This window comes from Limnothrix sp. HT2024 (assembly GCF_059138625.1).
Genome location: NZ_CM181121.1, coordinates 1,275,570 through 1,299,680 on the forward strand (window position 1 = coordinate 1,275,570; position 24,111 = coordinate 1,299,680).

At 56.9% G+C, this 24,111-nt stretch carries 20 protein-coding genes; 12 read left to right on the top strand and 8 right to left on the bottom strand.

Annotated elements, in window-relative coordinates; genetic code table 11:
- The first annotated feature begins 438 nt into the window (after window positions 1–438).
- The gene (gene groL / locus AC2IAX_RS05095) at window positions 439–2,154 is read left to right on the top strand and encodes a chaperonin GroEL (protein WP_494389619.1); all 1,716 of its coding nucleotides are present in this window, start codon (window positions 439–441) and stop codon (window positions 2,152–2,154) included.
- 455 nt (window positions 2,155–2,609) lie between these two features.
- Here groL and AC2IAX_RS05100 read toward each other — a convergent pair whose 3' ends face one another.
- Complete coding sequence (locus tag AC2IAX_RS05100) at window positions 2,610–3,371, bottom strand: phycobilisome rod-core linker polypeptide (RefSeq protein ID WP_494389620.1); 762 nt, start codon at window positions 3,369–3,371, stop codon at window positions 2,610–2,612.
- Window positions 3,372–3,824: 453 nt separating this feature from the next.
- Window positions 3,825–4,442, bottom strand: coding sequence for a phycobiliprotein lyase (locus AC2IAX_RS05105; protein WP_494389621.1), 618 nt, complete (start codon window positions 4,440–4,442; stop codon window positions 3,825–3,827).
- 305 nt (window positions 4,443–4,747) lie between these two features.
- On the opposite strand from AC2IAX_RS05105, the gene AC2IAX_RS05110 reads away from it, so the two are divergent.
- A complete protein-coding gene (locus AC2IAX_RS05110) occupies window positions 4,748–5,791 on the top strand; it encodes a hypothetical protein (RefSeq protein ID WP_494389622.1) in 1,044 nt (347 codons plus the stop codon).
- 273 nt (window positions 5,792–6,064) lie between these two features.
- Window positions 6,065–7,453 carry an LCP family protein gene (locus tag AC2IAX_RS05115; protein ID WP_494389623.1) on the top strand — a complete coding sequence of 463 codons (1,389 nt, stop codon included), beginning with the start codon at window positions 6,065–6,067 and terminating at the stop codon, window positions 7,451–7,453.
- A gap of 230 nt (window positions 7,454–7,683) precedes the next feature.
- Here AC2IAX_RS05115 and AC2IAX_RS05120 read toward each other — a convergent pair whose 3' ends face one another.
- Window positions 7,684–9,648 carry a DICT sensory domain-containing protein gene (locus AC2IAX_RS05120; protein WP_494390282.1) on the bottom strand — a complete coding sequence of 655 codons (1,965 nt, stop codon included), beginning with the start codon at window positions 9,646–9,648 and terminating at the stop codon, window positions 7,684–7,686.
- A gap of 82 nt (window positions 9,649–9,730) precedes the next feature.
- Here AC2IAX_RS05120 and AC2IAX_RS05125 point away from each other — a divergent pair, with 82 nt between their 5' ends.
- A complete protein-coding gene (locus AC2IAX_RS05125) occupies window positions 9,731–9,856 on the top strand; it encodes a hypothetical protein (RefSeq protein WP_393013964.1) in 126 nt (41 codons plus the stop codon).
- A gap of 91 nt (window positions 9,857–9,947) precedes the next feature.
- On the opposite strand, the gene AC2IAX_RS05130 is transcribed toward AC2IAX_RS05125, so the two are convergent.
- From AC2IAX_RS05130 to AC2IAX_RS05140, 3 genes are all read right to left on the bottom strand, one after another.
- On the bottom strand, window positions 9,948–10,811 hold the full coding sequence (locus tag AC2IAX_RS05130; RefSeq protein WP_494390283.1) for a glycosyltransferase family 2 protein: 864 nt from the start codon (window positions 10,809–10,811) through the stop codon (window positions 9,948–9,950).
- Between the two features lie 321 nt (window positions 10,812–11,132).
- Complete coding sequence (locus AC2IAX_RS05135; protein ID WP_494389624.1) at window positions 11,133–11,906, bottom strand: HpsJ family protein; 774 nt, start codon at window positions 11,904–11,906, stop codon at window positions 11,133–11,135.
- A 132-nt stretch (window positions 11,907–12,038) separates the two neighbouring features.
- On the bottom strand, window positions 12,039–12,851 hold the full coding sequence (locus tag AC2IAX_RS05140; protein ID WP_494389625.1) for an HpsJ family protein: 813 nt from the start codon (window positions 12,849–12,851) through the stop codon (window positions 12,039–12,041).
- Window positions 12,852–13,296: 445 nt separating this feature from the next.
- Between AC2IAX_RS05140 and pgl the strand changes: the two genes are divergently transcribed.
- The 8 genes from pgl to argH all read left to right on the top strand — a co-directional run bounded on the left by pgl (window position 13,297) and on the right by argH (window position 22,322).
- Window positions 13,297–14,178: a 6-phosphogluconolactonase gene (gene pgl / locus AC2IAX_RS05145; RefSeq protein ID WP_494389626.1), complete on the top strand. Its 882-nt coding sequence runs from the start codon at window positions 13,297–13,299 to the stop codon at window positions 14,176–14,178.
- 137 nt (window positions 14,179–14,315) lie between these two features.
- Window positions 14,316–15,062: a double zinc ribbon and FHA domain-containing protein gene (locus AC2IAX_RS05150; RefSeq protein WP_494389627.1), complete on the top strand. Its 747-nt coding sequence runs from the start codon at window positions 14,316–14,318 to the stop codon at window positions 15,060–15,062.
- Window positions 15,063–15,546: 484 nt separating this feature from the next.
- Window positions 15,547–15,924, top strand: coding sequence for a single-stranded DNA-binding protein (locus tag AC2IAX_RS05155; protein ID WP_494389628.1), 378 nt, complete (start codon window positions 15,547–15,549; stop codon window positions 15,922–15,924).
- Window positions 15,925–16,211: 287 nt separating this feature from the next.
- Entirely contained in the window at window positions 16,212–16,850 is a 639-nt protein-coding gene (gene nusB / locus AC2IAX_RS05160; RefSeq protein WP_190355305.1) for a transcription antitermination factor NusB, read from the top strand.
- A gap of 75 nt (window positions 16,851–16,925) precedes the next feature.
- Window positions 16,926–18,650, top strand: a complete 1,725-nt coding sequence (ftsY, locus tag AC2IAX_RS05165; protein WP_494389629.1) for a signal recognition particle-docking protein FtsY — start codon at window positions 16,926–16,928, stop codon at window positions 18,648–18,650.
- Between the two features lie 173 nt (window positions 18,651–18,823).
- Window positions 18,824–20,332: a PP2C family protein-serine/threonine phosphatase gene (locus AC2IAX_RS05170; protein ID WP_494389630.1), complete on the top strand. Its 1,509-nt coding sequence runs from the start codon at window positions 18,824–18,826 to the stop codon at window positions 20,330–20,332.
- 249 nt (window positions 20,333–20,581) lie between these two features.
- Window positions 20,582–20,761, top strand: a complete 180-nt coding sequence (locus AC2IAX_RS05175; RefSeq protein WP_494390284.1) for a hypothetical protein — start codon at window positions 20,582–20,584, stop codon at window positions 20,759–20,761.
- A 145-nt stretch (window positions 20,762–20,906) separates the two neighbouring features.
- A complete protein-coding gene (argH, locus tag AC2IAX_RS05180) occupies window positions 20,907–22,322 on the top strand; it encodes an argininosuccinate lyase (protein WP_494389631.1) in 1,416 nt (471 codons plus the stop codon).
- Between the two features lie 7 nt (window positions 22,323–22,329).
- Here argH and AC2IAX_RS05185 read toward each other — a convergent pair whose 3' ends face one another.
- Both AC2IAX_RS05185 and AC2IAX_RS05190 read right to left on the bottom strand, forming a co-directional pair.
- Window positions 22,330–22,797, bottom strand: a complete 468-nt coding sequence (locus tag AC2IAX_RS05185; protein ID WP_494389632.1) for a DUF4079 domain-containing protein — start codon at window positions 22,795–22,797, stop codon at window positions 22,330–22,332.
- Window positions 22,798–23,095: 298 nt separating this feature from the next.
- Window positions 23,096–23,455 carry a DUF1830 domain-containing protein gene (locus tag AC2IAX_RS05190; RefSeq protein ID WP_494389633.1) on the bottom strand — a complete coding sequence of 120 codons (360 nt, stop codon included), beginning with the start codon at window positions 23,453–23,455 and terminating at the stop codon, window positions 23,096–23,098.
- Window positions 23,456–24,111: the final 656 nt, after the last annotated feature.

Genomic DNA, 24,111 nt, shown 5'->3' on the forward strand with positions numbered 1-24,111 from the left:
TGAAAGCTGCTGGCGGTGTGGACTGTTTCTAGTCTAGCTTGCTCCGTCTAGGCCCTTGGCGGTTAGCACAGCCCGGTTCGATCGCCGGGTCAGCGGTTGATCTCCCGATCGGCGCAATTTCTGACCAGCACAATCTTCGGATCGACAGATCGGCACGATCTCCAACCGCTTAGAGGATGTCTGAGAAGTATCTTTCAGTACAGGCTAGGCATTAGTCATCAATTGTCGTGGGGGCAAGGGTTTAAGCCCCTTGTCCCATGCAATCCGCTAACGACAGATCTAGGGTTTCGTGCTCAACGACGACAGGCCCTAACCGGGGAAAATTAGTCCGGGAAAATTCCATAGGTTCGGTTAGCACTCCCTTTCCGAGAGTGCCAAATTTGCATACAGTCTTGGGGTGAACCATTGGTAAATCACGGATAGCGACCCCACACCCCTATGGTTAAGATCGTCTCCTTCAGCGACGAATCGCGCCGCGCCCTCGAAAACGGTGTTAACGCCTTGGCCGATGCCGTGCGCGTCACGCTGGGCCCCAAAGGCCGAAACGTTTTGCTGGAAAAGAAATTTGGTATTCCCAGCATCGTGAATGACGGCATCACGATCGCGAAAGAAATTGAATTGGAAAGCCCCCTGGAGAATACGGGTGCTCGCTTGGTGCGCGAAGTGGCCATCAAGACCAAAGATATTGCGGGTGACGGAACCACGACAGCCACCGTATTGGCCCAAGCCCTAGTGCGCGAGGGCATGAAAAATGTGACCGCCGGTACCAACCCCGTGGCCCTGCGGCGCGGGATTGACAAGACCGTTGCCCGGTTGGTGGCGGAAATTAACGAGCTGGCGCAACCGATTAGCGGCAACGAGGCGATCGCCCAAATTGCCGCCGTGGCCGCCGGTAGCGACCCGGAAATCGGCAGCACGATCGCCAATGCCTTCGATCGGGTCACCCAAAACGGCGTGATCACCGTGGAAGAATCGAAGTCCTTGACCACCGAAATGGACGTGGTGGAAGGGATGCAGTTCGATCGCGGCTACACTTCTCCCTACTTCGTGACCGATTCCGAACGGATGATCACGGAGTTGCACAATGTGGCTGTGCTGCTGACGGACGGCAAAATCAATAGCCTCACGGAAATTGTGAGCATTCTGGAAGGGGTGGTGCGCGATGGCAAATCGCTGTTGATCATTGCCCAAGATATTGAAGGCGATGCGCTTTCAACCCTGGTGATCAACAAACTGCGGGGCGTGCTGAACGTGGCCGCCGTGAAAGCTCCGGGCTTTGGCGAGCGCCGCAAGTTCATGCTCGAAGATATTGCCCTCGTGGTTGGCGGCCAGGTGGTTAGCGAAGAGACGGGCACGAAGCTGGAATCCTGTGATACCAGCGTTTTGGGATATGCCCAAAAGGTGACGATCACCAAGGATTCGACCACGATCGTGGCGGGCGATCGGGCTGATCAGGCCGCCATTACCGCCCGAGTGCAACAGCTCAAGGATGAACTGGCTGCCACTGACAGCGACTACGACACCGAAAAGCTGCAAGAGCGGATCGCTCGCTTGATCGGCGGTGTGGCTGTGATTAAAGTGGGCGCGGCCACCGAAACCGAACTGAAGGAACGGAAGCTGCGAATTGAAGATGCCGTGAACGCCACCAAGTCCGCGATCGCGGAAGGGGTGGTGGCCGGTGGTGGAGCAACTCTGATGCGCCTGGCCAAACTGGCCGAAAGCTTCAAGACCACCCTGAACGAGGAAGAGGCGATCGGGGCCAGCATTGTGGCGAAAGCCTTGACCGCCCCCCTCAGCCAAATTGCCGAAAACGCCGGTTATGAAGGCTCCGTGGTGGTTGAGAAGGTACGCAACCAAGGCGACAACATCGGCTTCAACGCGCTGACCGGAACCTACGAAGACACCCAAGCGATGGGAATCATTGACCCGGCTAAGGTGTTGCGGACAGCCCTGCAAAATGCTGCCTCGATCGCCGGTTTGGTGCTGACCACCGAGGCGATCGTGGTTGACAAACCCGAACCGAAACCCGCAGCTCCCGCCGGTGGTGATCCCATGGGTGGCATGGGCGGTATGGGTGGTATGGGCGGTATGGGCGGTATGGGTATGGGTGGTATGGGCATGGGTGGTATGGGTATGGGCGGCTTCGGGATGTAATTCCCGGATCGATCGCCCGCTCCAGTTTGCCTAGCTGCGATTGGGCCCCCATCGGGCCCGCCGCAGCTCCCATCATCTCAACAGCCTGTCAGCACCCCAGCTCAAAACCTGAATCAAAAGACCTCCTGCACGAATCAGCTAACAGCCCTCATCCCCCAACCCCTTCTCCCAAGGGGGGCGAAGGGGAGCCAGAAATCGGGAATAACGGCGATTTCGTTGTTGATTTTCAAGTCCCTCTCCCGACTTGGGAGAGGGATTTAGGGTGAGGGTCTTGATTGATGCAAGAGGTCTAAAACCTGAATCAGCGACTGAGGCAAAAACAAACACAGAGGGCCGGGATAATTCCCGGCCCTCTGTTGCGTTGTGATGAGTTGTTGAGTTTCGTCCTGCAAAACCCAGAAACCGAGCAATGACCGGGGCCCAAGCCCCTGACAGTCATCGCCCGATCGTCCCACTTAGCGCTTGCGATAGGGCACGGCGGTGGCGATGTTGATGTTGGCCAGAGGCGTGCGGGACACCACCGGCAGCGAGGGAGTTACCGAACGAGCCATGCCAAGGAAACCGGCGGGGCTGCCAGCGCCAATTTTCTTCTCTTGGGGAGTGAAGCGACGCACCGAGTTTTGCCACACCACTTGCGGGAAGCCCAGTTGGCTGCGGTGGTAAGCCTCGTAGCGAGGAGTCTTCAGGTTGAAGGGGGTTTCGCCTCCGGTGCGCTGGGGCAGCACACGACGACGCTGGAAAGGAACCGTGTTGTCACCGAAGTTGGCGGCGTATTCTTCACTATCCACCAGCGCATCGATGAAACCTTGCAGACCCTTGGTGGGCAGCAGGATCGACCAAGCAATCTTTTCCCGCTCGCTATACACGTCGCGGCCCAAAATCCGCTGAACGCAGATTTCCACGAAGCGATAGTTGCTGTTGGTATCCAGGTTCAAGCGGCGGAAGCTGTCCGACGTGGCCAAGCCCCGGATGAAATCCTTAACGGTGATTTGACCGTAGCGGAGTTGCGATTCCAGGAAAGTTTGGCGGTTGTTCGCGATGTTTTGGTGCTCGCTGAAGACCTGGCGATAGGCCGCCCAGATCAGCTCGTCCATGTCACCGCCAGAGAAGACGTTTTCGATTGCGTAAATTTTCGGTTGCTCTTCACTGCCCACTTCGTAACCAGCCACACGTTGGTTTTGCGAAGAAGGGGAGAAGCTCAATACAGGAATAGCCACGTCAGAATCTCCGTAGTCTCGGTAGTCTCAAAAAGTCACGGGCTTTGTTAACGTGCGCTTGTTAAAGGCACATCGGCTGGCAGGAACCAACAAGGTGACGCTGCCAAATTTGCCATTTTTCAGGTTACGAGATTGCTGTGAGGGCAAGCACGGTTCCTGAAAAACGCTTAATAAAGCTTGACATGCACGGGGAGCCGCGCATGGTTCGCTGTGGGAATGGTGCGATCGCGCCTGTGTTGGCCGGATGGGGCCAGGCGTTGATCGCCCAGTCAGCGGAAGCGCCGAAGCACTCCACTGTTTAAAAGCATTGCTAGCTACCGCAAATTGTACCAAAGCGTTTCGCGTCGCTGGTGTTTCTTCACGAACCAAGTCGGATTCTGAGGAATTCGGCGGTCGATCGCCCCTCGATAGCCAACCCGGGATTTGCTAACCCGATCGCGACCCACTCAGGCATTACCAACCCAGGGCCGAGATTGCCTGCTCCCGATCGCCCCCGGCCGCCACCGCCGATTGATTGCAGCCCACCCGTACTTCCGTGCAGAACGTGGCCGTGTTGAAACCGCCAAACCGCTTCAGCACACTGGTGCGCATCCGCAAATCCGGATTGGGAAACCAAAAGCGCTCCACGGAACTCATGGTTTCGTATTCCGTGGTTAAAACCATGCCCCCTTCCTCGTCCAGGTGATATTCACCGGCCACGGGAGCCGTTTCTGCATAGCCCCGTTCCCGCAGCAGCTTGCCCCGGCGATCGTCCGTGGCATCCGGCACAATCACCATCACCGTTTGCCCCTCGTGGTTGTCTTCCTCAGAAGCATCCCAAGCCATCAAGCTTTTCCAGGTCACCAGGGCCCCACCGGCCGCAGCGGCAGGGTCAATGTCATACATCTGGCAAATTTCGGCCAAACGCGGATCGGTGACCTCTAGCATTTCCACCTGAATTTCCGACTCGCCCACTTCGGACCGCCGAAAGGCCAAGTGGTGGGTTACTCGCTGGGATTGCCATTGGCCGGCGCTTTGGCGGAAATAGTCGAGGGCGCTGGTGAGCTGAGGTGCGGTGCTGGTGGCGGTCATAGGATTGGTTTGCAAAGGTTAATTAACAGGTTGGGGCCGGTTTGAAGTCGCTTGGGCAGTGGGCCAAAGTGGGATTCTTGAAGGCGCGAAAGCGCGGTGGCAGAATTTCGGATGAATGAATCGGCTGGCGAATGGGCTGATGAATGGTTTGATTAATCGTTAATTTTGAAACAGGTGGCGACCAGCAGGAAACCCCACTTTGGATTTTGCGGGAAATCTTGGGCTGAATCTCGGGATGATTGTCCGAATGGTTTTCTGAATCATCGGACGAATTTGGAATCAAGTTGGACATTTAGTGAAAGACCATGCCCGATCGCCCCGTTGCTCGATCGACCCATGCCGTTGCTCCGGAAGGCTTGCCCATTCACTACCAACCGGCAACCCGATCGCGCCGGTTTTGGTGGGGAGCGGTCTTGGGCGCGATCGCCCTTCACGGGTTGGCCCTCTGGAGTTTGGGGCGATCGGGGGCCCAAGCGGGGCCGGCGGCGGGGCCCTTGCCGGTGGTGCGGGTGACCTTGCCAGCGGCGGGGAGTTCAGCAACCGCAACGGGGCCGAACTCCCCTAATAACCCCGCTAACCCTGTTGCAGGCAATCCCGCGAGTGCGGCGGCTAATCCGGCGGCTCCTGGTGCTCCTCCGGCTAATCCCGCTGCGGGGCAACCGTTGCGGCCGCTGGCTCCGTTGCGGCAAGTGGATCCGGGGCAACTGCAAGGCTCGGGGCCCGGCGCGGCCAGCCAACCCCGCTGGCCCGGTGAGCCGACTGGTGGGGCCCCGGTTCCCGATCGACCCTTCAACCCCGACCCGATCGATCCGAACCTGCCCCCGGACTATGCCGCTCCCGGTTGGCAAAATGCGCCCCCAAATCGCCCGATCGCCCCGAATCCTGCTCCCAATAGCACGGGGCCGAATCCCAATAGCCCGCCCGCTCCCAATGCCGGGAATTCCGGCGGCCCCAGCACCAACCCCAACCCAGGCCAGGGGGGAAACCAAGCATTCGGCCTGGCGATTGTTGGGTTAGAACTAACCACACCGGGCGATGGCAGCCCGATCGTCCAAGCGGCCGACCTGAGCCGCTTGCCCCAGTTGCAATCCGCGCCGCCGAGTTTGAACTTGCGAGACTATCCAGAGTTAGCCAATTGGGCCGATCGGGCGGTGGATTTGCGGTTAGCCGTGATGGCCGATGGCTCCGTTGGCTTTGCGGGATTGCTGACCCCGGGCTTAAGTGCGACAACCCAACAGGCCCTCGAAGCCCGCGCCGCCCAACTGCGCTTTTTGCCGGCCCTCACTGCCACAGGTCAGCCGATCGCCATCTATTTACGGCTTACAATGCGCTTGTCGCCCAAGGCATGAGCGCGATCGGCTAGAGAACTCATCCAAACAACAAGAAATCGCATTTTCTCATTAGGGCCTGTCGTCATGCCCTGGGATCCAGTAAAAACGGTTGATCTTCAATCCCCTAGCCGCCCTAGACAAGGGGCTTAAGCCCCTTGCCCCCCACGATCTGCCAACGGCCGAATCAAGGTTTCAGACGATTTGACGACACGCCCTAGTCCCAAATCCTAAATCTCAAATCTCAAATCCCATTTCGTAAATTTCAATTCGTAATTAGGTCTAAGGTCAGCGTTGAGTCAGCTTTCTCCCTTTTCCTCCCCCACGGATCAACCGGTTCAGCCGCCTGCCACTCCCTATCCCGATCGGGTGGGCCGGTGGGTGGCTGCCGATTGGCAACAACCGCGATCGGGTTGGTTAGCCCGCCTGCTGTTTTGGGGGATGGCTGGCGTGGCGATTGGCACCATTTCGGCCACCTTGGGAGCCGCCGCCGCCCTGTTTATGCCCCTCGATCCGGCCGTTGTGCCCCTCATGCGCCATGAAACCCTAGAGCAACTGTGGCGCAGCGGGTTGCAATATCGCCTCCTGCAACCGCTCACGATTTTGGTTTTGGGGGTGGAACCTTCCCCCGGAATTCCCCTGGGTGCGCCGGAAGCCTTGAATGGCCATGCGGATGCTATTTGGCTGGCTCGGTTTGATCCCACCGATGGCACTGTGACGGTGATGTCGTTGCCTCGGGATACACGGGTGGCGTTCCCCAACGGAGCTGTGGGCGCATTGCACGAAGCGGACACCATCGGCGGCACGGCCCTGGTGCAGCAGTCCGTAAGCAACACCCTGGGCGGGTTGCGGATCGATCGCACCGTGCGGCTGAATCCCGAAGGCTTGCGAGAACTGGTCGATCTGTTGGGCGGGGTGGAACTCTCTGTGCCCCAGGCGATGCGCTATCGCGATCGGGCGGGACAGCTCAAAATTCAACTAGATAGCGGCTGGCAAAGCTTGGATGGCAGTGCGGCTGAACAGTTCGCCCGCTACCGTGTGGATAGTGCTTGGGGCGAACTCGATCGGGTGCAGCGGTTACAATTGCTGTTACGAGCCCTGCGCGATCGGGCCCTCAGTCCCAGTGTGTTGCCCCAGTTGCCCCAAATTGCCCAACGGGTTCACAAGTACCTGCGCACGGATCTGGCTCGCCCAGAAGTGTTGGCGCTGGTTCATCTGTTGATTCAGCAGGAGCCGGAGCAGGTGCGTCTGTTGCTGTTGCCGGGTCAGATGGATGCCAGTAACTTTTGGAACCCCGATCCCAAGGCCGTTGCCCGCCTGTTGGAAAGCTACTTTCCGCCCGATCGACCCGGCGTTGGTCGGCGCACCAAACTCCTCAGCGCCAGCGCCCGTGATCAATATGGCCAAACCTTCAGCCGCATTTCTGTGCAAAATGCCAGCGGCGATCCGGCCCGGTTGGAGGCGGCGATCGCCCAATTGCGGCGGGCGGGGTTCCAACAGGTGCGGGCGATCGATGCTTGGCCCCAAGTGCAACGGGACACCCAAATCATTGTCCAGGGTGGCGATCTGGATTTGGCTGAGTTGGTGCAACGGCGGCTAGGCTACGGTTCCTTGGATCGATCGGCGACGGGCGATTTAGGTTCCGATATCACGGTGCGCCTGGGCAGTGATGCCGCGCCTTAAGGTTGGAGTAGATTGCTCAAACTTTTAAGGGCTTAGGGGGTGTCGTCATTTTTCGAGGTGATGCTGAAACGGTTGATCTTCTATGCCCTAATCGTCGTAACAAGGGGCTTAAGCCCCTTGTCTCACAAAATTCGCTAACGGCAGATCTATGTTTTTGAACCAAATAAAGAAACGCCTTAAAATGATATTACTTAAGTTTCTTGAGTTTCAGAATTTCAAAGTCCTAAGATTTAGCCGATCAAGTCGCTGAGGGAACTGGGTCGATCGCCCTCAAAAACCGGAATTGTGAAGTGGAATTGGCTGCCGCGATCCTTGCCGTCTGACTCGGCCCAAATTTGCCCGCCCAGACCAAGGATAATTTGCCGACAGATCGCCAAACCCAGGCCAGTTCCGCCCACGGTGCGCCGGAGGGATCCTTCCTCTTGATAGAACCGATCGAACACGGTTTCCAGACGGTTGGGTTCAATGCCCCGGCCCGTGTCGGTAATCACCACCTCGATCGCCCCGTCCGGGGTGGGGCCCGCCTCAATGGTCACGGCTCCTTCGGGCTGGGTGAACTTACAGGCATTGTCAAGCAGCTTGGACAGCACTTCCACCAACCATTCCCCATCGGCCCGCACGGGGGGCAACGCTTCGGACACTTGCGAGGCAATGTGGGGCAGTCGATCGCGGGGCACGCGGGCCCGAACACTGCTGAGGGCCAGTTCCACACATTCCGTGAGCGGCAAGGGTTCCAGGTTCCAATTAACGCGCCCGCTTTCCAGGTGAGACAAAGTGAGAAAGTCCTGCACCAGCACGCGCATTCGTTCCGCATCACCCAAGGCCGTATCCAGCATCACTTGGCGCAATTCCAGGGGCATATCCGGTTCCGAGGCCAAGCTTTCAAGGCAGACCTGGATGGTGGAAAGGGGCGTGCGCAGTTCGTGGCCGGTGATCGCAATTAGGTTGCTACGGGTGCGATCGAGCGCTTCCAGTTGCTGATTGAGATCCTCAAGGTCGGCATAGGTTTGGGCCTGCATCAGGGCCGCACCCAACTGAGTGGCCACGGCATCCATCAACCCCGTTTCATCGGCAGACCAAAGGCGCGGTAAACTCCCGCAGTGATGCAGCTCGATCGCCCCTAACAGTTTGTCTCGATAGCACACGGGCACGATCGACCAAGAGGCGATCGCATACTGTTCTGCAATTGCCTGCACCAAGCCCGGTTGGGGTTCCTCATTCAGATCCAGAACGCAAACCCCACCATGGTTCTGAAGGGCCGATTGAAAACAGTCTTGACTAATCAGCGGCCAGGATTGTCCCAACAGGGAGGGCACGGCGGCTCCCAACATTTCATACTGCACCGTGGCCGTGGCATCGCCGTCCTTGCAACGGTAGGCAATGCAGCGACAGGAGCGGAGGGCTTGCCCCAATTGGCGCACGGCCACCCCCATCACCTCTGAAGGATCCAAAGATTGGCGGATGGCCGAGGTAATCAGGTTAACCAGCCGCTCCTTGCGCTCTTGGGTGGAAATGGAGCGGTAGGCTTTCAGCAGCTTATATTGCCCCGCTTGCAAATAGGTCACAAGGCGATGGGCAAAGGGTTCCGGGTCAATTTCGGGCAGGGTGGGGCCGCCCCCGTCGGAAAACTCGGCCAGGGTGCGATCGATTTTGTCGCCCAACTCGGGGCGGTAGGTGCGAATGCGCTCCAGCAAGAGGCTGGCGGCCATTTGGGTGGCCTGGCGATCGAACGTCCAAACCCCCTCAAACCGCCGTACTCGATCGTCTGCCCCAAAGCTGCCCGCCCGATCGGCCTGGGATTCACCGCCCTGGCGTTCCGCACAGATCAAACAGGCCGCATACCGATCGCCCAGCACCACCAAGTGCCACTCGTTGGCCAACGCATCGGTGGGTTCAAAGGCCACCGTTTCGTATTCCCCCGAAGCACTGCGAAACTCCGCCTCCGGGGCCGAGAGCACATAGACCCGATCGCTCTGGTGCGCAATCCGATGGTAGCGGCGGGCCTCTTGGCGATAGAACCGTTCTCGTTGAAAGCTGGCAATCACTAAGGGGCGATCGCCCGGCCCCGCCAACACCAAATCCTCGATCGCGTGGGAAAGGGCCGTCAGGGACGCTTTGAAATAGCTTTGGGTGCGCAGTTGCGGCAATTGGCCCAACAACAGATCCAGAATTGACGCGGTTTTGACCCCAGCCAACCGCTGGGGCCCACCCGCCCGCTTCGAGGATCTGGAACGGCGGGCACGATTGGTTGAAGAACCCACAGGAGGAGCGCCTTCCATGCGATCCGTTTCAGGCATTGCTTTAGGACTTGGGCAGGGGCAAGGGGGCCGCAACCGCCGTTTCACCATTCTGCCATTGCCCGAGCGCTGGATTCGTGATTTTTGGGAATTTGCCGGGAATTGAATTCGACAGCAGTTGGGTGCTGATTCGGAGTCGATCGGCCCCAAGTCCGCTGCTGAATCACAGGATGTGGAGTGACAGGCCGCTGAAAACCCTAGTCCTTGCGTAGGCGCGGGGTCGATCGGGATGTGGTTGTGCCATAGCGCATCTCCCAAGCCTTCAGCACAATCAGGTACTCATAAAAGCTCTGGAGCACACACCAGGCAAATCCCCCGCGGCCATCCAAACAGCCCCCCAGCACGAAATACATATAGACAAATCGCACTAAGGGACGACAAGGCAACCGCAGGGATAAATTTTTGAGGGCCCGCCGCCGCGCCACCTCCGTCTTGCCAAAAAATAAATCACGCCAAGACACGTTGCCCCGCGACAGTTGGGCCAAGGTTTCCTGGGCCTCATCGGTGGAGTAGCGGTTGTGTTTATCCAGCCAGCGGCTCAGACCCTTGCTGCAAGTGAAGTGGGGATAGGTTTCTTGCAAAAAACCTGTGGTTCCCTGCACCACCTCCCGCTCCGTGTGGCCGTAGTCATCAAACCGGACGGCATCTTTCCGAAAAAGTCGCAGTTGGTAGCGGGGATATTGGGTGCTGCGGCGAATCCATTGCCCCATGAACATCACCCGTTCAGCCACGTAGTAGGCCTCATGCTGGGCCCGTTGGATGGTTTGGCAACATTCCTGAAAAAGTTCGGGGGTCATCCGTTCGTCGGCTTCCAGGATGTAAACCCAATCATGCCGCGTGGGAACGTGATCTAACATCCAGGTGCGCTGTTTGCCGTGGCTTTCAAAGGCGTGTTGCACCAAGCGCACGGGCGATCGCTGGGCGTAGTCTTGCGCGATTTCCACAGTGCGATCGGTGCTGAGGGAGTCAACGACAATGATGTCGTCGGACAGCAATGCAGACTCGATGCAATCTGCAATATCGATTTCTTCGTTGTGGGTGAGGATATAGATCGAAAACATGGTGATTTGAATCGGTGGGCGATCGAGCGGTGACGGCCGATCGAGTCGATGCACCGTTAATTCCGTTATGACTTTCCCAACAATTGCTGTAATTCGCTAACGAGTACTGCGATCAGGATGCTTCCTGTTATGTCGTGGCGAAGTCGGCTGCATCTGGAATTGGGGCGGATCAGGATCGGGCTGGCCGCTTTTAGAAGATTGACCGCGACTTGAACATCGCGATCAATCCCTAATCTCCAATTCAAAATCAACCCAAACTGAATTCAACCTGAATTCAACCTGAATCCAATGAGAGCCGGTTGAGCCGGTCAAATGATTGCCCTAACTGGCTCGGCTGGCCGAACGTGCGCGGGAGCCGCGTTTCGTGTAGCCCATCCAGCTCATGAACAAATAACCCACACCCAAAACCAGGCTGCTGAGACCGGTGCGGAGGGTGGTTTTCATGGAGCCGGTTTTGGTGCGCTGCACAAGCTCGGTCTTCCGCTTGTCAATTTCCTGTTGCCGCTCTTGCTTGAATTGATTGAATTGAGAGTCCAGAACGGCCGGGTTCGATCGCGCCTGTTCCAGTTGTTGCACCACTTGCGGCGGCACTTGACCGCTCTTAATCAACCGATCGAGTTCTTGGGGATTTTTCAGCAGGGTCTTGAGCCGATCGCGGAATTGCTCTGCCGGTTCTCCCAATTGATCCATGGCCGCCTTGGCTTGGGCTTCGATGTTTTCCACTTCCTTGGCGCTGGCCTTGTTCACGCCATTGATGTAAATCGGCGACAACACCAGGAACAACACACCCAACGCACTCGACAAAATCAAAACCCAAAGCCGAGGGTTCATCAACGATGTTTTCTTGGCGGAGGGCAAGCCCGATCGGGAATTCATCCACAGCCCTGCAAACAGGAAGCAAATGCCAACCATGGGCACAATGCCGCGACCCACAATTTCAGAAATGGTGTTGAGCAACCATTGAGGATTTTGCAAATCCGGCGGGAAGATCAGGATTAAATAGTCCAGCAACGAGGAAATGACCAACACGGTGCCAACCACAATGGCGATCAGGGCGGCCAAGGGGGGCGAGGGGCGTTTACCAGCTTTCGTCATAGTCTTAAACTCTCAAACTCTCGGGTTGCTCAGAACGTCTGGATCGAAATGGTCAAGAAGGGCTAAAAAGGGTCAAAACAATGGCCAAAATATTGGGATTGGCATCGACCATGGGGCGAATTGAGGTCGAACTTAGGCCGATCGACGGCGACGCGGGGCAGGGCGACCACCCGATCCCCCCAACCCGAGCCAAGCGATCGCCAGGTAGGCCACCGAGAGGGCAATGCCGCTGGTTCCTGTTTGCACGCCCAACCGCAGGGCCGTGGTTCTGGCGCGGGTTTCTAGCTCCTGCCGCCGCGATCGAATGCGGGCCAGCAATTGCAGGGGAAAATCATTCACCCGCTGGCGAATGACTGTTTCCAAGTCAGCCGGATTCGCCTTCAGCCGCCGCATGAACTCCTTCTGGCGTTCATCAAATTGTGGGCTGTTAATAAATTCATTAAACCGAGCATCGTCTTGCAGCAAAAACTGCATCTGCTCCCGAAAAACCTGTTGCTGGCGCTGCAAACTGTTTTTAAATTCGGGTGTATCAATTTGTTTTTCGGCTTCCCGCGATTGTCGGGTAATGGCGGCGAGGGTGGATTGGGCTTCGGCCCGCACAGACAGCAGGTGCGTGGGGGCCATCACCAAAAACAACAGTCCCATCAGCGCCGAAAACGCCAGGGTCGCAACGCCCACACCCCTACGCCAAGACCGGCTGACACCGGATTTGATTTCAATCCAGAAGCCCCAAAACAGCAGGCTGACACCCATGGCGGGCACGATGCCCCGATCGATCAATTGGCGGGTGGTGTCAATCACCCAGCCTCGGTTGGCAAAATCGAACGGAACGGCAACAGCAAGGAAATCAATTAATCCAAGGGCGATCGCCACTGCGCCCCCGATTTGCAGCACGACGGCCGCTATGGGGGCGGAAGTCTGGGAGGAATGTGTACTAGTCGTCATGGAGCGTCCTTAGGAAGCGCTGTTACTGAAGGGGATTACAAGGGCCGGCAGCCAAATCAGGAGGCGATCGAACCGGCTACCATTGCGTCAGGCCAACGGGCGATCGCAATGGGTTGCGAGCCACGATTGAGATCAAAAATTGCAGCCAAAGTTTTTGAGCCAAGGTCGGCCAAGGTTTGCGGTCAAAATTTGAAGTCAGCGTTTCATGGCTTTTCCCGTGCCCTATTGTTTCAGCAACTTAGGATAATCGCCCGCTGATTTCGATGAAATTTTACACTTCCAATTTTGGCTCCCAATTTTGGCTTTCAACTTCGGTGGATCTGAATTTTGGTGGATCTTGGGTGGGTCTTTTGATTCAGCTGTTATTGAATTTCCGATCCATCGGTTAGGCTAGGGGAGTTGACCGGGCCGGGTGGCGGCTCGGGTCTTTAGCATTTTTTCGATCATGACCTCAGCGTTCCCAGATCCTGCCAGCGGGGCAACGGATGCGGCTTCCGGGGCCGATGCCCGATCGGAGTCGGTGAATTCGTCTAGTCCATCATTCCCATTTCCTGCTGAATCGCTTCCTTCCCAACTGCCGACGGTGGAAATTTGGCCCGATCGCCCTGAGCTAATTGAGCGGGCTGTGGAAGTGGTTTTGAGTCAAATTGACCATGCCCTGAAACGATCGGGCCGTTGCACCATGGCCCTGGCCGGCGGCAGCACCCCTAAGCCGCTCTATGAACAGTTGGCTCAGGCGGATTTGGATTGGTCAAAGCTCTTTATCTTTTGGGGAGATGAGCGCTATGTGCCGCCCACCAGCCCAGACAGTAACCAGCGGATGGCCCGCGAGGCTTGGCTCGATCGGGTGCCGATTCCCGCTGCCAACTGTTGGCCCATGCCCACCGACGGGGCCAACCCAGCGGAGGATGCGGCGCGGTATGAGGCTCAGTTACGGGCCCTATTCTGCGACCAGTGGGGGCTACAGGAGGACTTTCCCAGCCTGGATCTGGTGCTGCTGGGTCTGGGAGATGATGGACATACGGCTTCCTTGTTTCCCAACACCACTGCCTTGGCCGTGCGCGATCGATGGGTGACGGTGGGCAATCGGGGTGACGATCCCCGGATTACCCTGACCGTGCCGGTGTTGAACCAGGCAAGCTGTACGATTTTCTTGGTCTCGGGGGAAAGCAAGCAACCCGCGATCGCCCAGGTGTTTGCACCTTGTGACGATCCCACCTTGGCAGCTTTGCTAGACCAAACCTATCCAGCCCGCTTGGTGCGCCCGGTGTCGGGGGAATTGTGGTGGCTGTTTGACCAATCGGCCGGAGAGCGACTGGAGTTCTAGGCGCTGGCTGATCGGTTCATCAGCGCTCAAGCCCGGTGGTCTGGAGTCCGAAATCATCCGAACTTGTCCGAAATTGACTGAACGACTGAATTTTGGTTCCTTTGCTCCTTTGCAAGCGCCCAGGCGCGATCGGCTCCATGGTTAATTGTCCTAATTGCAATCACGCCAACCCCGATGATGCAGTAACTTGCGAAGCCTGCTTCACGGCCCTTCCCACCCTGCAAAGCTGTCCCCGTTGCGGTGCGCCGGTTCTGAGTGATGCCAACTTCTGCGGGCAATGTGGCCACAACCTGCAGGCGGCCCCCTCGATCGCCCCTTTACCGGCTCCCGTCCCCGCTGCTGCGCCGTCCCCCTTGCCTGCGCCACCAGCGCACCCCGACAGTGATGAAGAGATCACCGATCTCACACAGCCGATCGGGGCATCGCTGTTTTCAGCCAGTCCCGAGATGGAGCCGATCGGGTCTTTGGGCGATCCCGCCGAGCCGCCCACGGCCTTGATGGGAACCACCCCAGAAGCAGCGCCCATCCCGGGAGCCGTGACGCAATTGCAACGGACGATCGCCCGATTGGTGCATGTCCACAGCGGCGCGGTTGTGATGTTGCCGGAGCAGATCAGTCTCATTCACTTGGGCAAACCCAACGATCGCGTACCGCCGGACATTGATGTTTCGGGATTTCCCCATGCGGAAGTGGTGTCTCGAATCCATGCGGACATTCGAGTGGAGGGCGATGCCCATTACTTGGAGGACACGGGCAGCGCCAACGGAACCTATGTAAATGGGCTATTTTTGGCTCCGGGCAATCGTCATCGGCTGCGGCCGGGCGATCGGATCGCCTTGGGTAAACATGATTTGGTATCGTTTTGGTTCCAACTGGGTAGTTAAACCTGCGATTAATCTTTCTCGGTTAGCCCTACAAATTGCCTAGGGTCTGTCGTCATTGAGCACAAAACCCTAGATCTGCCGTTAGCGGACCGTGGGGGACAAGGGGCCTAGGGACTGTCGTCGTTGAGCACGAAACCCTAGATCTGCCGTTAGCGGATCGTGGGAGACAAGGGGCTTAAGCCCCTTGTTACGACGATTGGGGCATGGAAGATCAACCGTTTCAGCCTCACCTCGAAAAATGACGACACCCTCTAGGATTTGCCTAGCATTTGCTGAGTATTCAGTTGAATTGGCTGCCGCAAGTTGCTTGAATAAAGTTGCTTGAGATTGCTTGAATCAAGTTAGTCCACTGAAATTTGGCTGCATTAACTTAGTTGCATCAAACTGGTTAAATCTAATGGCCCAGCTTGAGTCGGGCTAGTCCAAATTAGCCCACTAATTAATTAGTCGATTAACCAATTTCAGTTCATCATCGGTAGTTACCATGAGCATCAATGTCGTCAATCTGGTGGGGCGTGCTGGCAGTGATCCCGATGTGCGTTATTTCGAGTCTGGATCGGTGAAATGTCGTCTGACCCTTGCGGTGAACCGTCCTTCACGCAATCGCGATGATGGGCCCGATTGGTTCAACTTGGAAATTTGGGGCAAAACCGCCGAGGTAGCCGCCAACTATGTGCGCAAGGGCAAGGAAATTGCAGTGCAAGGTAGCCTCAAAATTGATACCTGGACCGACCGCCAGTCTGGGGCCCAACGCACCAGTCCCGTGGTGGTGGTGCGAGATCTTCAGCTTTTGGGTTCCAAGCGGGATACCAGCGAAGGGGGCGGCAATGGCGGCGGCTATAGCGACTACGAAGAATTTTGATCTGAAAATATCGTTTTGGGATTTCTCAAAGACTTGGTAAACGGCCCCTGAACAGGCGATCGAAACCAGTGATCTGAATGGGCAACCTGAGCAGCCCCAAAACCCGTTAGAGCTTGTGATTGCTGGGTGGGTAAATTCCGCACCTTGTCGGCGGTTCCGACCGGTGCAACACTTGAGGGCAATTAGCCGCCCTTGATGGTGCTGGCCGCGTGACGGATCGCTGTGCGGCAAAGAGCGCTATCCTGGGCGATCGCGCTTCTTTCACCCTGCATTTTCCCTTCAACCCCATGCAAGCTCGCCGAATTGCCCGTGAACTGGCTCTCCTCAGCATTAGCCAGCTCCCCAATAAACCTGAAAAACTTCAAGACCGAGATCTAAAGGATCTGTTGCAGGCGGCCGTGCGTACCCTGATGGCTGAGGTGCGAGAAACCCTGGAGATGGCCAGCGCAGAATTGCAACGGGGCAATGAGCGTTTGCTGAAAACGGAACTGTTGCGGGAGGAAATTCGGGCCAGCGATGCCCAGCGATCGGTGGCCATGGTGAAGGAGGCGATCGAGTTTACTCAGTCAGCAATCAATCGCTTGGGCATGGCTGTTGAACTGCCGGAAATGCTGCAAGCGGCGGGACAACTGAACGTGCAAGATTACGCCTTGGATTTGGTGACGAAGGTGGCTCGCTACCAGGCGGAGATTGACCAAACCTTGACGGACAGCATGGTGGATTGGCAATTAAGCCGATTGGCACGGATCGATCGGGACATTTTGCGCATGGCGATCGCGGAAATTTGCTATCTGAAAACACCGCCGCAGGTGGCAGTGAACGAAGCGGTGGAGCTGGCCAAGCGCTACAGTGAGGCCGACAGCTACCGATTTATTAACGGTGTGTTGCGCCGGGCGATCGACCAAATGAAGGCCACCCGAGCCTAGGGGCCGCGCTACCCTTGTCTTTAAGTTTTGTTTCTTGGCTCCTTTGCCTTCCTGTCACTGCTAAGGTCGCGATCGATGGTTTTTAACTGGTTCCAACGTCAGTTTTCCCAAGAGAAGTTTTACGTTGAGTTTGACTCCGACAAACCCACGGATGAACAGCCCACGGAAACAGCCCCGGAAACGACCCCAGAGGGAGAAGCGGAACCTGAACCTGAGTCTCAGCCTGAACCGGAATTGGAGCCGGCCGCGGTTGAGGAACTGACGGTGGAGTTGACCCCGGAGCCGGAACCGGAGCCGATCGCTGCTTTGGAACCGGAGCCAGCACCGGAGCCGGAGTCGATCGCCCCAGCGCCAGAAGTAACCGAACCGGAATTACCAGAACCAACCGAACCAGAACTAACGCCGGAACCGATCGCCGCACCGGTTGCTCCCGTGGCTGCTCCTGTGCTGGTGGCTGAAGCGCCGGAACCCGCCCCAGAGCCGGAACCAGTGATAACGGCTCCTTCCAATGCGGATGAGTTGTTGCAGTGGGCCAAAGCGGCTTACCAAAACCTTCAGCAACCGCCGGTTACGCCGGAGCCGGAACCGGAACCCGCTGAGCCAACGGAGCCGATCGCGGCAGCTAGCCCAACTTTTTCAGAGTCGGCTTCCTTGCTGGAGCGGGCCGAGGCCGATCGCGCGGAACGGCTGGAACGAGTCAAGGCTGAGGCGATTGTGGAACCGGAACCGGAGCCGGAACCCTTGGCCGAAGCGGAACCGGCAGCCCTGCCACCGGGGGCAATTGTTTTTGATGAAAACTTCCTGTGGTCTGCGGAAATTTTGGCGGCCCAGGGTCGTCGCCCGGAAGATATTTCCGCCGAGGAAATTGAGTGGCTTACCCGTTTGCGCCAAGGGCTAGACAAAACCCGCCGCGGCCTGGTGAATCAGCTCAAGTCCTTGGTTGGTCAGGGGCCGCTGAATTCGGATGCGGTTGAGGAAATCGAAGCCCTGCTGCTCCAGGCCGATGCGGGCGTGGAAGCCACGGATGCGATCATTGGCGCTTTGCAAGACAAGGTGCGCGAAGAAGCCCTGCCCCCCGAGGCGGCGATCGCCTATTTGAAACAGATTTTGCGAGATTTGCTCGATCGCCCCATCCGTGAGGCGGGCGAAGATACCTTGCCCCTGTTGGCTCCCGAAAAAGGCAGGCTGAATATTTGGCTGATTGTGGGGGTCAATGGCGCAGGCAAAACCACCACGATCGGGAAGTTGGCCCGCCTGGGCAGCAAGTCCGGTTATCGCTGTCTGATTGCGGCGGGGGACACCTTCCGGGCCGCCGCCGTGGAGCAGGTGAAAGTGTGGGGCGATCGAGCCGGTGTGGAAACGATCGCCAACCCCGGCAAAAACACCGATCCCGCCGCCGTGGTCTTCGATGCGATTACCGCCGCGACTGCCCGCGAAACGGAATTGCTGTTGGTGGACACCGCTGGCCGTCTGCAAAACAAAAAGAACCTGATGGATGAGCTGGCGAAAATTCGCCGGATCATCGACAAGCAAGCCCCCGGCGCGATCGTGGAGTCGCTGTTGGTTTTGGATGCCACCCAAGGACAAAACGGCCTCCAGCAAGCTAAGGTCTTTGCAGAAACCGCTAAACTGAGCGGCGTAGTCCTCACGAAGCTTGACAGCACCGCCAAGGGAGGGATTGCCCTGGCGATCGCCCAACAGCTCAACTTACCCATTCGGTTCATTGGCGCGGGGGAAAGCATTGAAGCCCTGCGCCCCTTCTCTAGCTACGAATTTGTGGAGGCGCTGCTCAACGGTTAGGCAGTGGCAATCGGGGTACTGGGATTGGCCAACCAAACCCAACGCCCGATCGAACGGCCCTACTGGCAAGCCCTCCCTGAATTCTGTTGTTTTGTTGGCAGTCCAGTGATTTGGCGCTACCATAGCTAACTCAAAACTGGGCGCTCTGGCACGATCGCTCATCGATCCTTGAAATGTCCGCTGCCCCTGCCCCTCACACCTCATCGCAACCTCCTGACCCGGCTGATCTGTTAGCGGCGGGCGACAATACGCCTGTTTTTGCCCTCAAGGAACTGGTTGCCCGTCTCAACCGCGAACAATACAAAGTTCAAGACCTGCTCAGTTCCCTGGGGTTTGCCCTCCGCAGCTTCAAAAATTTGAATCAGTTCCTAGAGCTGATTCCCCTGATTGCCACCCGAGTGGCCGATGCGGATGGCGGGGCTTTGGTGCTGTTTCGGCCCAATGGGCAAGTACGCCTAGAACAGTTGCACTGTCAGGAATTAGGAGATCACCGCTGTCAGGTGCGGCCGATCCGACGGGCCCTGGAGTTGGCCACGCGCAAGGTGACGGGGGTGCTGACGGCCAATGCTGCGAAGGATCACAAGGTGGAATTTGATCCCGGGGCGATCGCCCTGTTGGATCAAACCGTGGCCGATTCCTTGGGAACCGGTGTGCGGGTCTTTGGGGCATCCATTTTGGTGAATGAGGTGGAGCGGGGCCGGCTCTATGCCTTTTGTTGTGCACCGGATTTTGCCTGGACTTCCAAGCGCCAAAAACTGGTGCGATTGGTGGCGGATCAAACGGCCGTGGCCATTGACAATGCCGATTTAACCGTCGAGCTACGGAAAAAGGAACGGCTCGATCGGGAGTTGGAAATTGGGGCCGAAATTCAACTGCGGTTACTGCCGCGCCAATATCCCAAAATCCAAGGTGTTGATCTGGCGGCCCGTTGCGAAACGGCCGATCGGGTGGGTGGCGACTATTACGACTTCATTCCCGTTTGTCGCAATGGATCCCCCAGCCTGGGCCGCAACGCCCAAACAAAACTCGGCGGCACGGAAACCACCCCCTGGAGCATCGCGATCGGGGATGTGATGGGCAAAGGCGTGCCCGCTGGCCTGATCATGACCATGACCCGGGGCATGTTGCGGGCTGAGGTGCTGAACGGCCATTCCCCCGCACGAATTTTGCACCATCTGAATCGGGTGATGTATGCGGACTTGGAAAATTCCCACCGGTTCGTCACCCTGTTCTATTCGGAATATGACCCGAAAACGCGCATTCTGTCCTACAGCAACGCGGCCCATAACCCACCGCTGCTTTGGCAATCGCGATCGGATCAGATCGTGGCCTTAGACACCGAAGGCATGTTGATTGGCCTAGATGCCAACAGTGAATTCAACGATGCCCAAATTCAGCTTTATCCGGGCGACACGATCATGTTTTTCACCGATGGATTCACCGATGCGGCTGATCCCCGTGGCCAACGGTTTGAGGAAGATCGCCTGCGGGATGGGTTTTACTGGGCTTGCCACAACTACGACAACGCCCAAGGAATTCTGAATCACTTGTTCGATCGGGTGCAGGAGTTCATCGGCTCCGAAAATCGCAACTCCGACGATATGACCGGCATTGTTCTGCGCATTACCCAGGAACCACAATTACCGGATCTACCGCGATCGGCTGCCATGCAGTTAGCCTGAAGCTAGATCAGGAGCATTGGTTGGGAATTCATTCATTGTCTAACCTTTAATCCAATTGGCTCATCTAATCGGTTATTGATCATGCGTCATTCCATGGATTCTGAAACATCTTCCCAACCGCCCGCTAATTCCACTGGGCGACGGCGCTGGCTGCGGGTCGATCGACGATCGAGCTGGGTCAATGCCTTGCTTTGGGCTGTGATTGGCTGCTTAGGGGTGTGCCTGTTGGGCAGCTTGGCCCAAGGGGCGATGGCCGGCGGCCCCAGCCTGGCCCATCCCACGCTTTTTGCGGCTCAGTTTGAAACTCCCGATTTTATGGGTCAGATTCAGCGATTTTGGTCTCATTTTGTGCAAACAGGGCAAATCTGGGCCATGCTGATCGGTCTGGTGTTGGGATATATCATTCGCCAAGCCACCACCTACGGTTAAGGAAGATGCCGCTTCGATGGTGGGCAGCAAGCTGGGGATTGTCGTCGCAATAAGCACATTTCCTTAACGTTGGCATGGGATACTGATTGCCGTTCCTGATTGCCACTTTTGACTGTCGTGAGCGGCGGTCGATCCCTTGCCCACCATGAGCAATTCCAGCCAAACCCAAACCTGGAGTCAACGTTTTGAAAGCGCGTTGCATCCGGCGATCGCCCGTTTTAATGCCAGTATCGGGTTTGATATTGAACTAATTGAATATGATTTGACCGGTTCCCAGGCCCATGCCCGGATGTTGGGTCACCAGGGGATTATTGCCCCCGAGGAAGCCGAGCAGATTGTGGCGGGTTTAGAGCAAATTCGCCAGGAATATCGTGCCGGTCAGTTCAACCCGGGTGTGGAAGCGGAGGATGTCCACTTTGCGGTGGAACGACGGCTCACGGAACTGATTGGCGATGCGGGCAAAAAGCTGCACACGGCTCGATCGCGCAATGATCAGGTGGGAACCGATACGCGCCTGTATTTGCGAGACCAAATTGACCAAATTCGCCAGCAATTGCTTGAGTTCCAAGGGGCCCTGCTAACTTTGGCGGAAACCTATGTGGAAACGCCAATTCCGGGCTACACCCACCTGCAACGGGCCCAACCGGTGAGCCTGGCCCATCACCTGCTGGCCTATGTGGAGATGACGGCTCGCGACTGGGAGCGGTTGGGCGAAATTCGCCGCCGTACCAATCTTTGTCCCTTGGGCAGCGGGGCCCTGGCGGGCACAACGTTCCCGATCGACCGCCACTACACCGCCCAACTGCTGGGGTTCGATCGCCCCTACGCCAACAGCCTCGATGGGGTGAGCGATCGGGATTTTGCCGTGGAGTTCCTCTGCGCCGCCAGCTTGATCATGGTTCACCTGTCGCGCCTCTCGGAGGAAGTGATCCTCTGGTGTTCTGAGGAATTTGGGTTTGTGAAACTGGGCGACACCTGTTCCACCGGTTCCAGCATCATGCCCCAAAAGAAAAACCCTGACGTGCCGGAGTTGGTGCGCGGCAAAACCGGGCGCGTATTTGGCCATCTGCAAGCCCTGTTGGTGCTGATGAAGGGGTTGCCCCTGGCCTACAACAAAGACCTGCAAGAGGATAAAGAAGCGCTCTTTGACACGGTGAAGACGGTTCAAGGCTGCTTGGAAGCCATGACCATTCTGTTCTCCGAAGGATTGAGCTTCCGCACAGCTCGGTTGGAAGCGGCCGTCAGCGAAGATTTCTCGAATGCGACGGACGTGGCCGATTATTTGGCCGCGAAGGGCGTGCCCTTCCGGGAAGCCTATAACCTGGTGGGCAAGGTGGTGCGCACCTGCTTGGAGGCGGGCAAGCTGCTGAAGGATCTGACCCTCGAAGAATGGCAGGCGCTGCACCCGGCATTTGAGGCCGATATCTATGGGGCGATCGCGCCTCAGCAGGTGATTGCCGCCCGCAATAGCTTTGGGGGAACGGGGTTTGCGCAGGTGCGAGAGGCCTTGGCCGCCGCCCGCGATCGACATCAGACCGCGATCGCTGCTCAACAGGGTTAATCAACGGCTAGGGCAGGTACTTCTGCACCACAGTCCAACCCGTTCCCAATACCCACAGCAAGGCCAAGCACAAAACCAAATTGGTGCGCCAATGGAGCGATCGGGCCCAGGGGCGCTCGATCGCAATCCGGCTCGCACTCCAAGCCGACAAGCCCACCAACCCCACCACGGTCAACCCCGCCAGCAGGTGGGGCGATTGGCCCAAGCGGCCAAAATGCCCCAGCGTGCCGACAATTCCCACCCCCAGCAACAGCAACACCAACGCCACCAACCCAATGCCCAGGGTGATGTGCAACGGCCGCAGCCAGCTTGGAATGGTTGCCATAGTTGCCATAGCTAAGGCGCGATCGCTAGACCTTAAGCGATCGCGCCTCAACACCACTCCCGTCACACCCAGCAAACTATAGGCCGTCAGCGTCAGGCCCATTGACCATGCGGCAATTCGCCACAGCCACAAAAAATCCGGCAGGTTCAAATCAATTCGCTCAAGTTGCTCAAAACTGAAATGGCAAGATGAGATGGAGCACCCGATGAATTAACAATCAGTTAACAAAATGTCACAGCATTTCTTAACCATCGGAGATCCATAGCAGCGCTTCCATCGAGCCTAACATCTACGCTGCCTGTCTCGCGCTGCTCATCTAGTGCCATGGCCTCAGAATTCAGCACTACCTTCAGCGTCGTATCCATCACACCAAGCCCGACCCGAGCTGTCCCCCCTGACCGCCTCATTACTCCTCTGGGCGGTCTTTGGACCAGCAACTAATGGGTCACTAGGCCCCAACCGAAACGGCCGGTTCCGGATCGGAACGGGTTTCGGTTTCCCGATTAACGGATTCATTCGCACGATCGGGCGAGTCAATGAGACTCTCCATGTCTTCCTCAAAAGACAATTCTAAACAGGGAATGCGATCAGAAAGAATTGAGCTAGCCATCATGCCCGTGTGAATTTCCAGTTGGGCTTCTGGCAGGGCTTCAAAAACCAAGCGCTGCCCCGGAAAAACCACCCGTTCAAAATACCAATTCGCAATGTTCGTGATCCGAGCAACCTGAATCTTGCTCGTGGCATTGACGTAGCAGCAAAGGAGCTTTTGCCGATCGTCATTGGGAATGGGATCGATAATTTGTGCCATGGTTGCAGGGATAGGAGCCAAGGGTAGATCAAGGGAATAGAACGATTTCGCTACGCTAACACCCCCTTTGCCAACAAGCTGTAAACCCGATTACCAACGAGTAGCTTTTCAATTTTCAAATCTTTAAGAAAATCTAACGAATATCAATTTTCCAAATCAAGATCCTGACAAAACTCAGCCAAGGCTCGATTAAGGATCAACCAAATCTCAACTAAAATGGGTCTCAACTGAGCTGAAAGTAGCGGCTCAATTGCAATCTCCCACAACCTAAGCTCTATTGATCACAAGCTTTGAAAAGGGCCTGATTTTCTGGAAAATTCAAATAAAACCTCCCTCAAACTTCCTCGAATTTCTGGTGAAGCTCTCTGCAAATTCTATGAATTTGATCAACGCTTACCAATCGGTTCAGTTGCCAGTTGATCTATTCTTTCATGCTAGCTCAAGGCTCCCGAAATCGTGGGAGCTTGACGATTCAAGGCGTGGAATCGTCACCATTTGCTAACGGACAAGGCCCACCCGCTACGATCTGGAGACCCCAGGGACGACTCGTATGGGCCCAATTTTTGAAGAAAATTAGCCTGAAAGGGTGGCTCGGGTGAAATCCGGCCAAGGTCTGATGTTATCGTTAACTTATATGAACAAGCCTTAATGATCCG

Bases quoted from the DNA above. Each gene is read 5' to 3' on its own strand.
- groL (WP_494389619.1), top strand. From the start codon at position 439: ATGGTTAAGATCGTCTCCTTCAGCGACGAATCGCGCCGCGCCCTCGAA.
- AC2IAX_RS05105 (WP_494389621.1), bottom strand. From the start codon at position 4,442: ATGACCGCCACCAGCACCGCACCTCAGCTCACCAGCGCCCTCGACTAT.
- AC2IAX_RS05110 (WP_494389622.1), top strand. From the start codon at position 4,748: ATGCCCGATCGCCCCGTTGCTCGATCGACCCATGCCGTTGCTCCGGAA.
- AC2IAX_RS05125 (WP_393013964.1), top strand. From the start codon at position 9,731: ATGCGATCCGTTTCAGGCATTGCTTTAGGACTTGGGCAGGGGCAAGGG.
- AC2IAX_RS05130 (WP_494390283.1), bottom strand. From the start codon at position 10,811: ATGTTTTCGATCTATATCCTCACCCACAACGAAGAAATCGATATTGCA.
- AC2IAX_RS05135 (WP_494389624.1), bottom strand. From the start codon at position 11,906: ATGACGAAAGCTGGTAAACGCCCCTCGCCCCCCTTGGCCGCCCTGATC.
- AC2IAX_RS05140 (WP_494389625.1), bottom strand. From the start codon at position 12,851: ATGACGACTAGTACACATTCCTCCCAGACTTCCGCCCCCATAGCGGCC.
- pgl (WP_494389626.1), top strand. From the start codon at position 13,297: ATGACCTCAGCGTTCCCAGATCCTGCCAGCGGGGCAACGGATGCGGCT.
- AC2IAX_RS05150 (WP_494389627.1), top strand. From the start codon at position 14,316: ATGGTTAATTGTCCTAATTGCAATCACGCCAACCCCGATGATGCAGTA.
- AC2IAX_RS05155 (WP_494389628.1), top strand. From the start codon at position 15,547: ATGAGCATCAATGTCGTCAATCTGGTGGGGCGTGCTGGCAGTGATCCC.
- nusB (WP_190355305.1), top strand. From the start codon at position 16,212: ATGCAAGCTCGCCGAATTGCCCGTGAACTGGCTCTCCTCAGCATTAGC.
- ftsY (WP_494389629.1), top strand. From the start codon at position 16,926: ATGGTTTTTAACTGGTTCCAACGTCAGTTTTCCCAAGAGAAGTTTTAC.
- AC2IAX_RS05170 (WP_494389630.1), top strand. From the start codon at position 18,824: ATGTCCGCTGCCCCTGCCCCTCACACCTCATCGCAACCTCCTGACCCG.
- AC2IAX_RS05175 (WP_494390284.1), top strand. From the start codon at position 20,582: ATGGCCGGCGGCCCCAGCCTGGCCCATCCCACGCTTTTTGCGGCTCAG.
- argH (WP_494389631.1), top strand. From the start codon at position 20,907: ATGAGCAATTCCAGCCAAACCCAAACCTGGAGTCAACGTTTTGAAAGC.
- AC2IAX_RS05190 (WP_494389633.1), bottom strand. From the start codon at position 23,455: ATGGCACAAATTATCGATCCCATTCCCAATGACGATCGGCAAAAGCTC.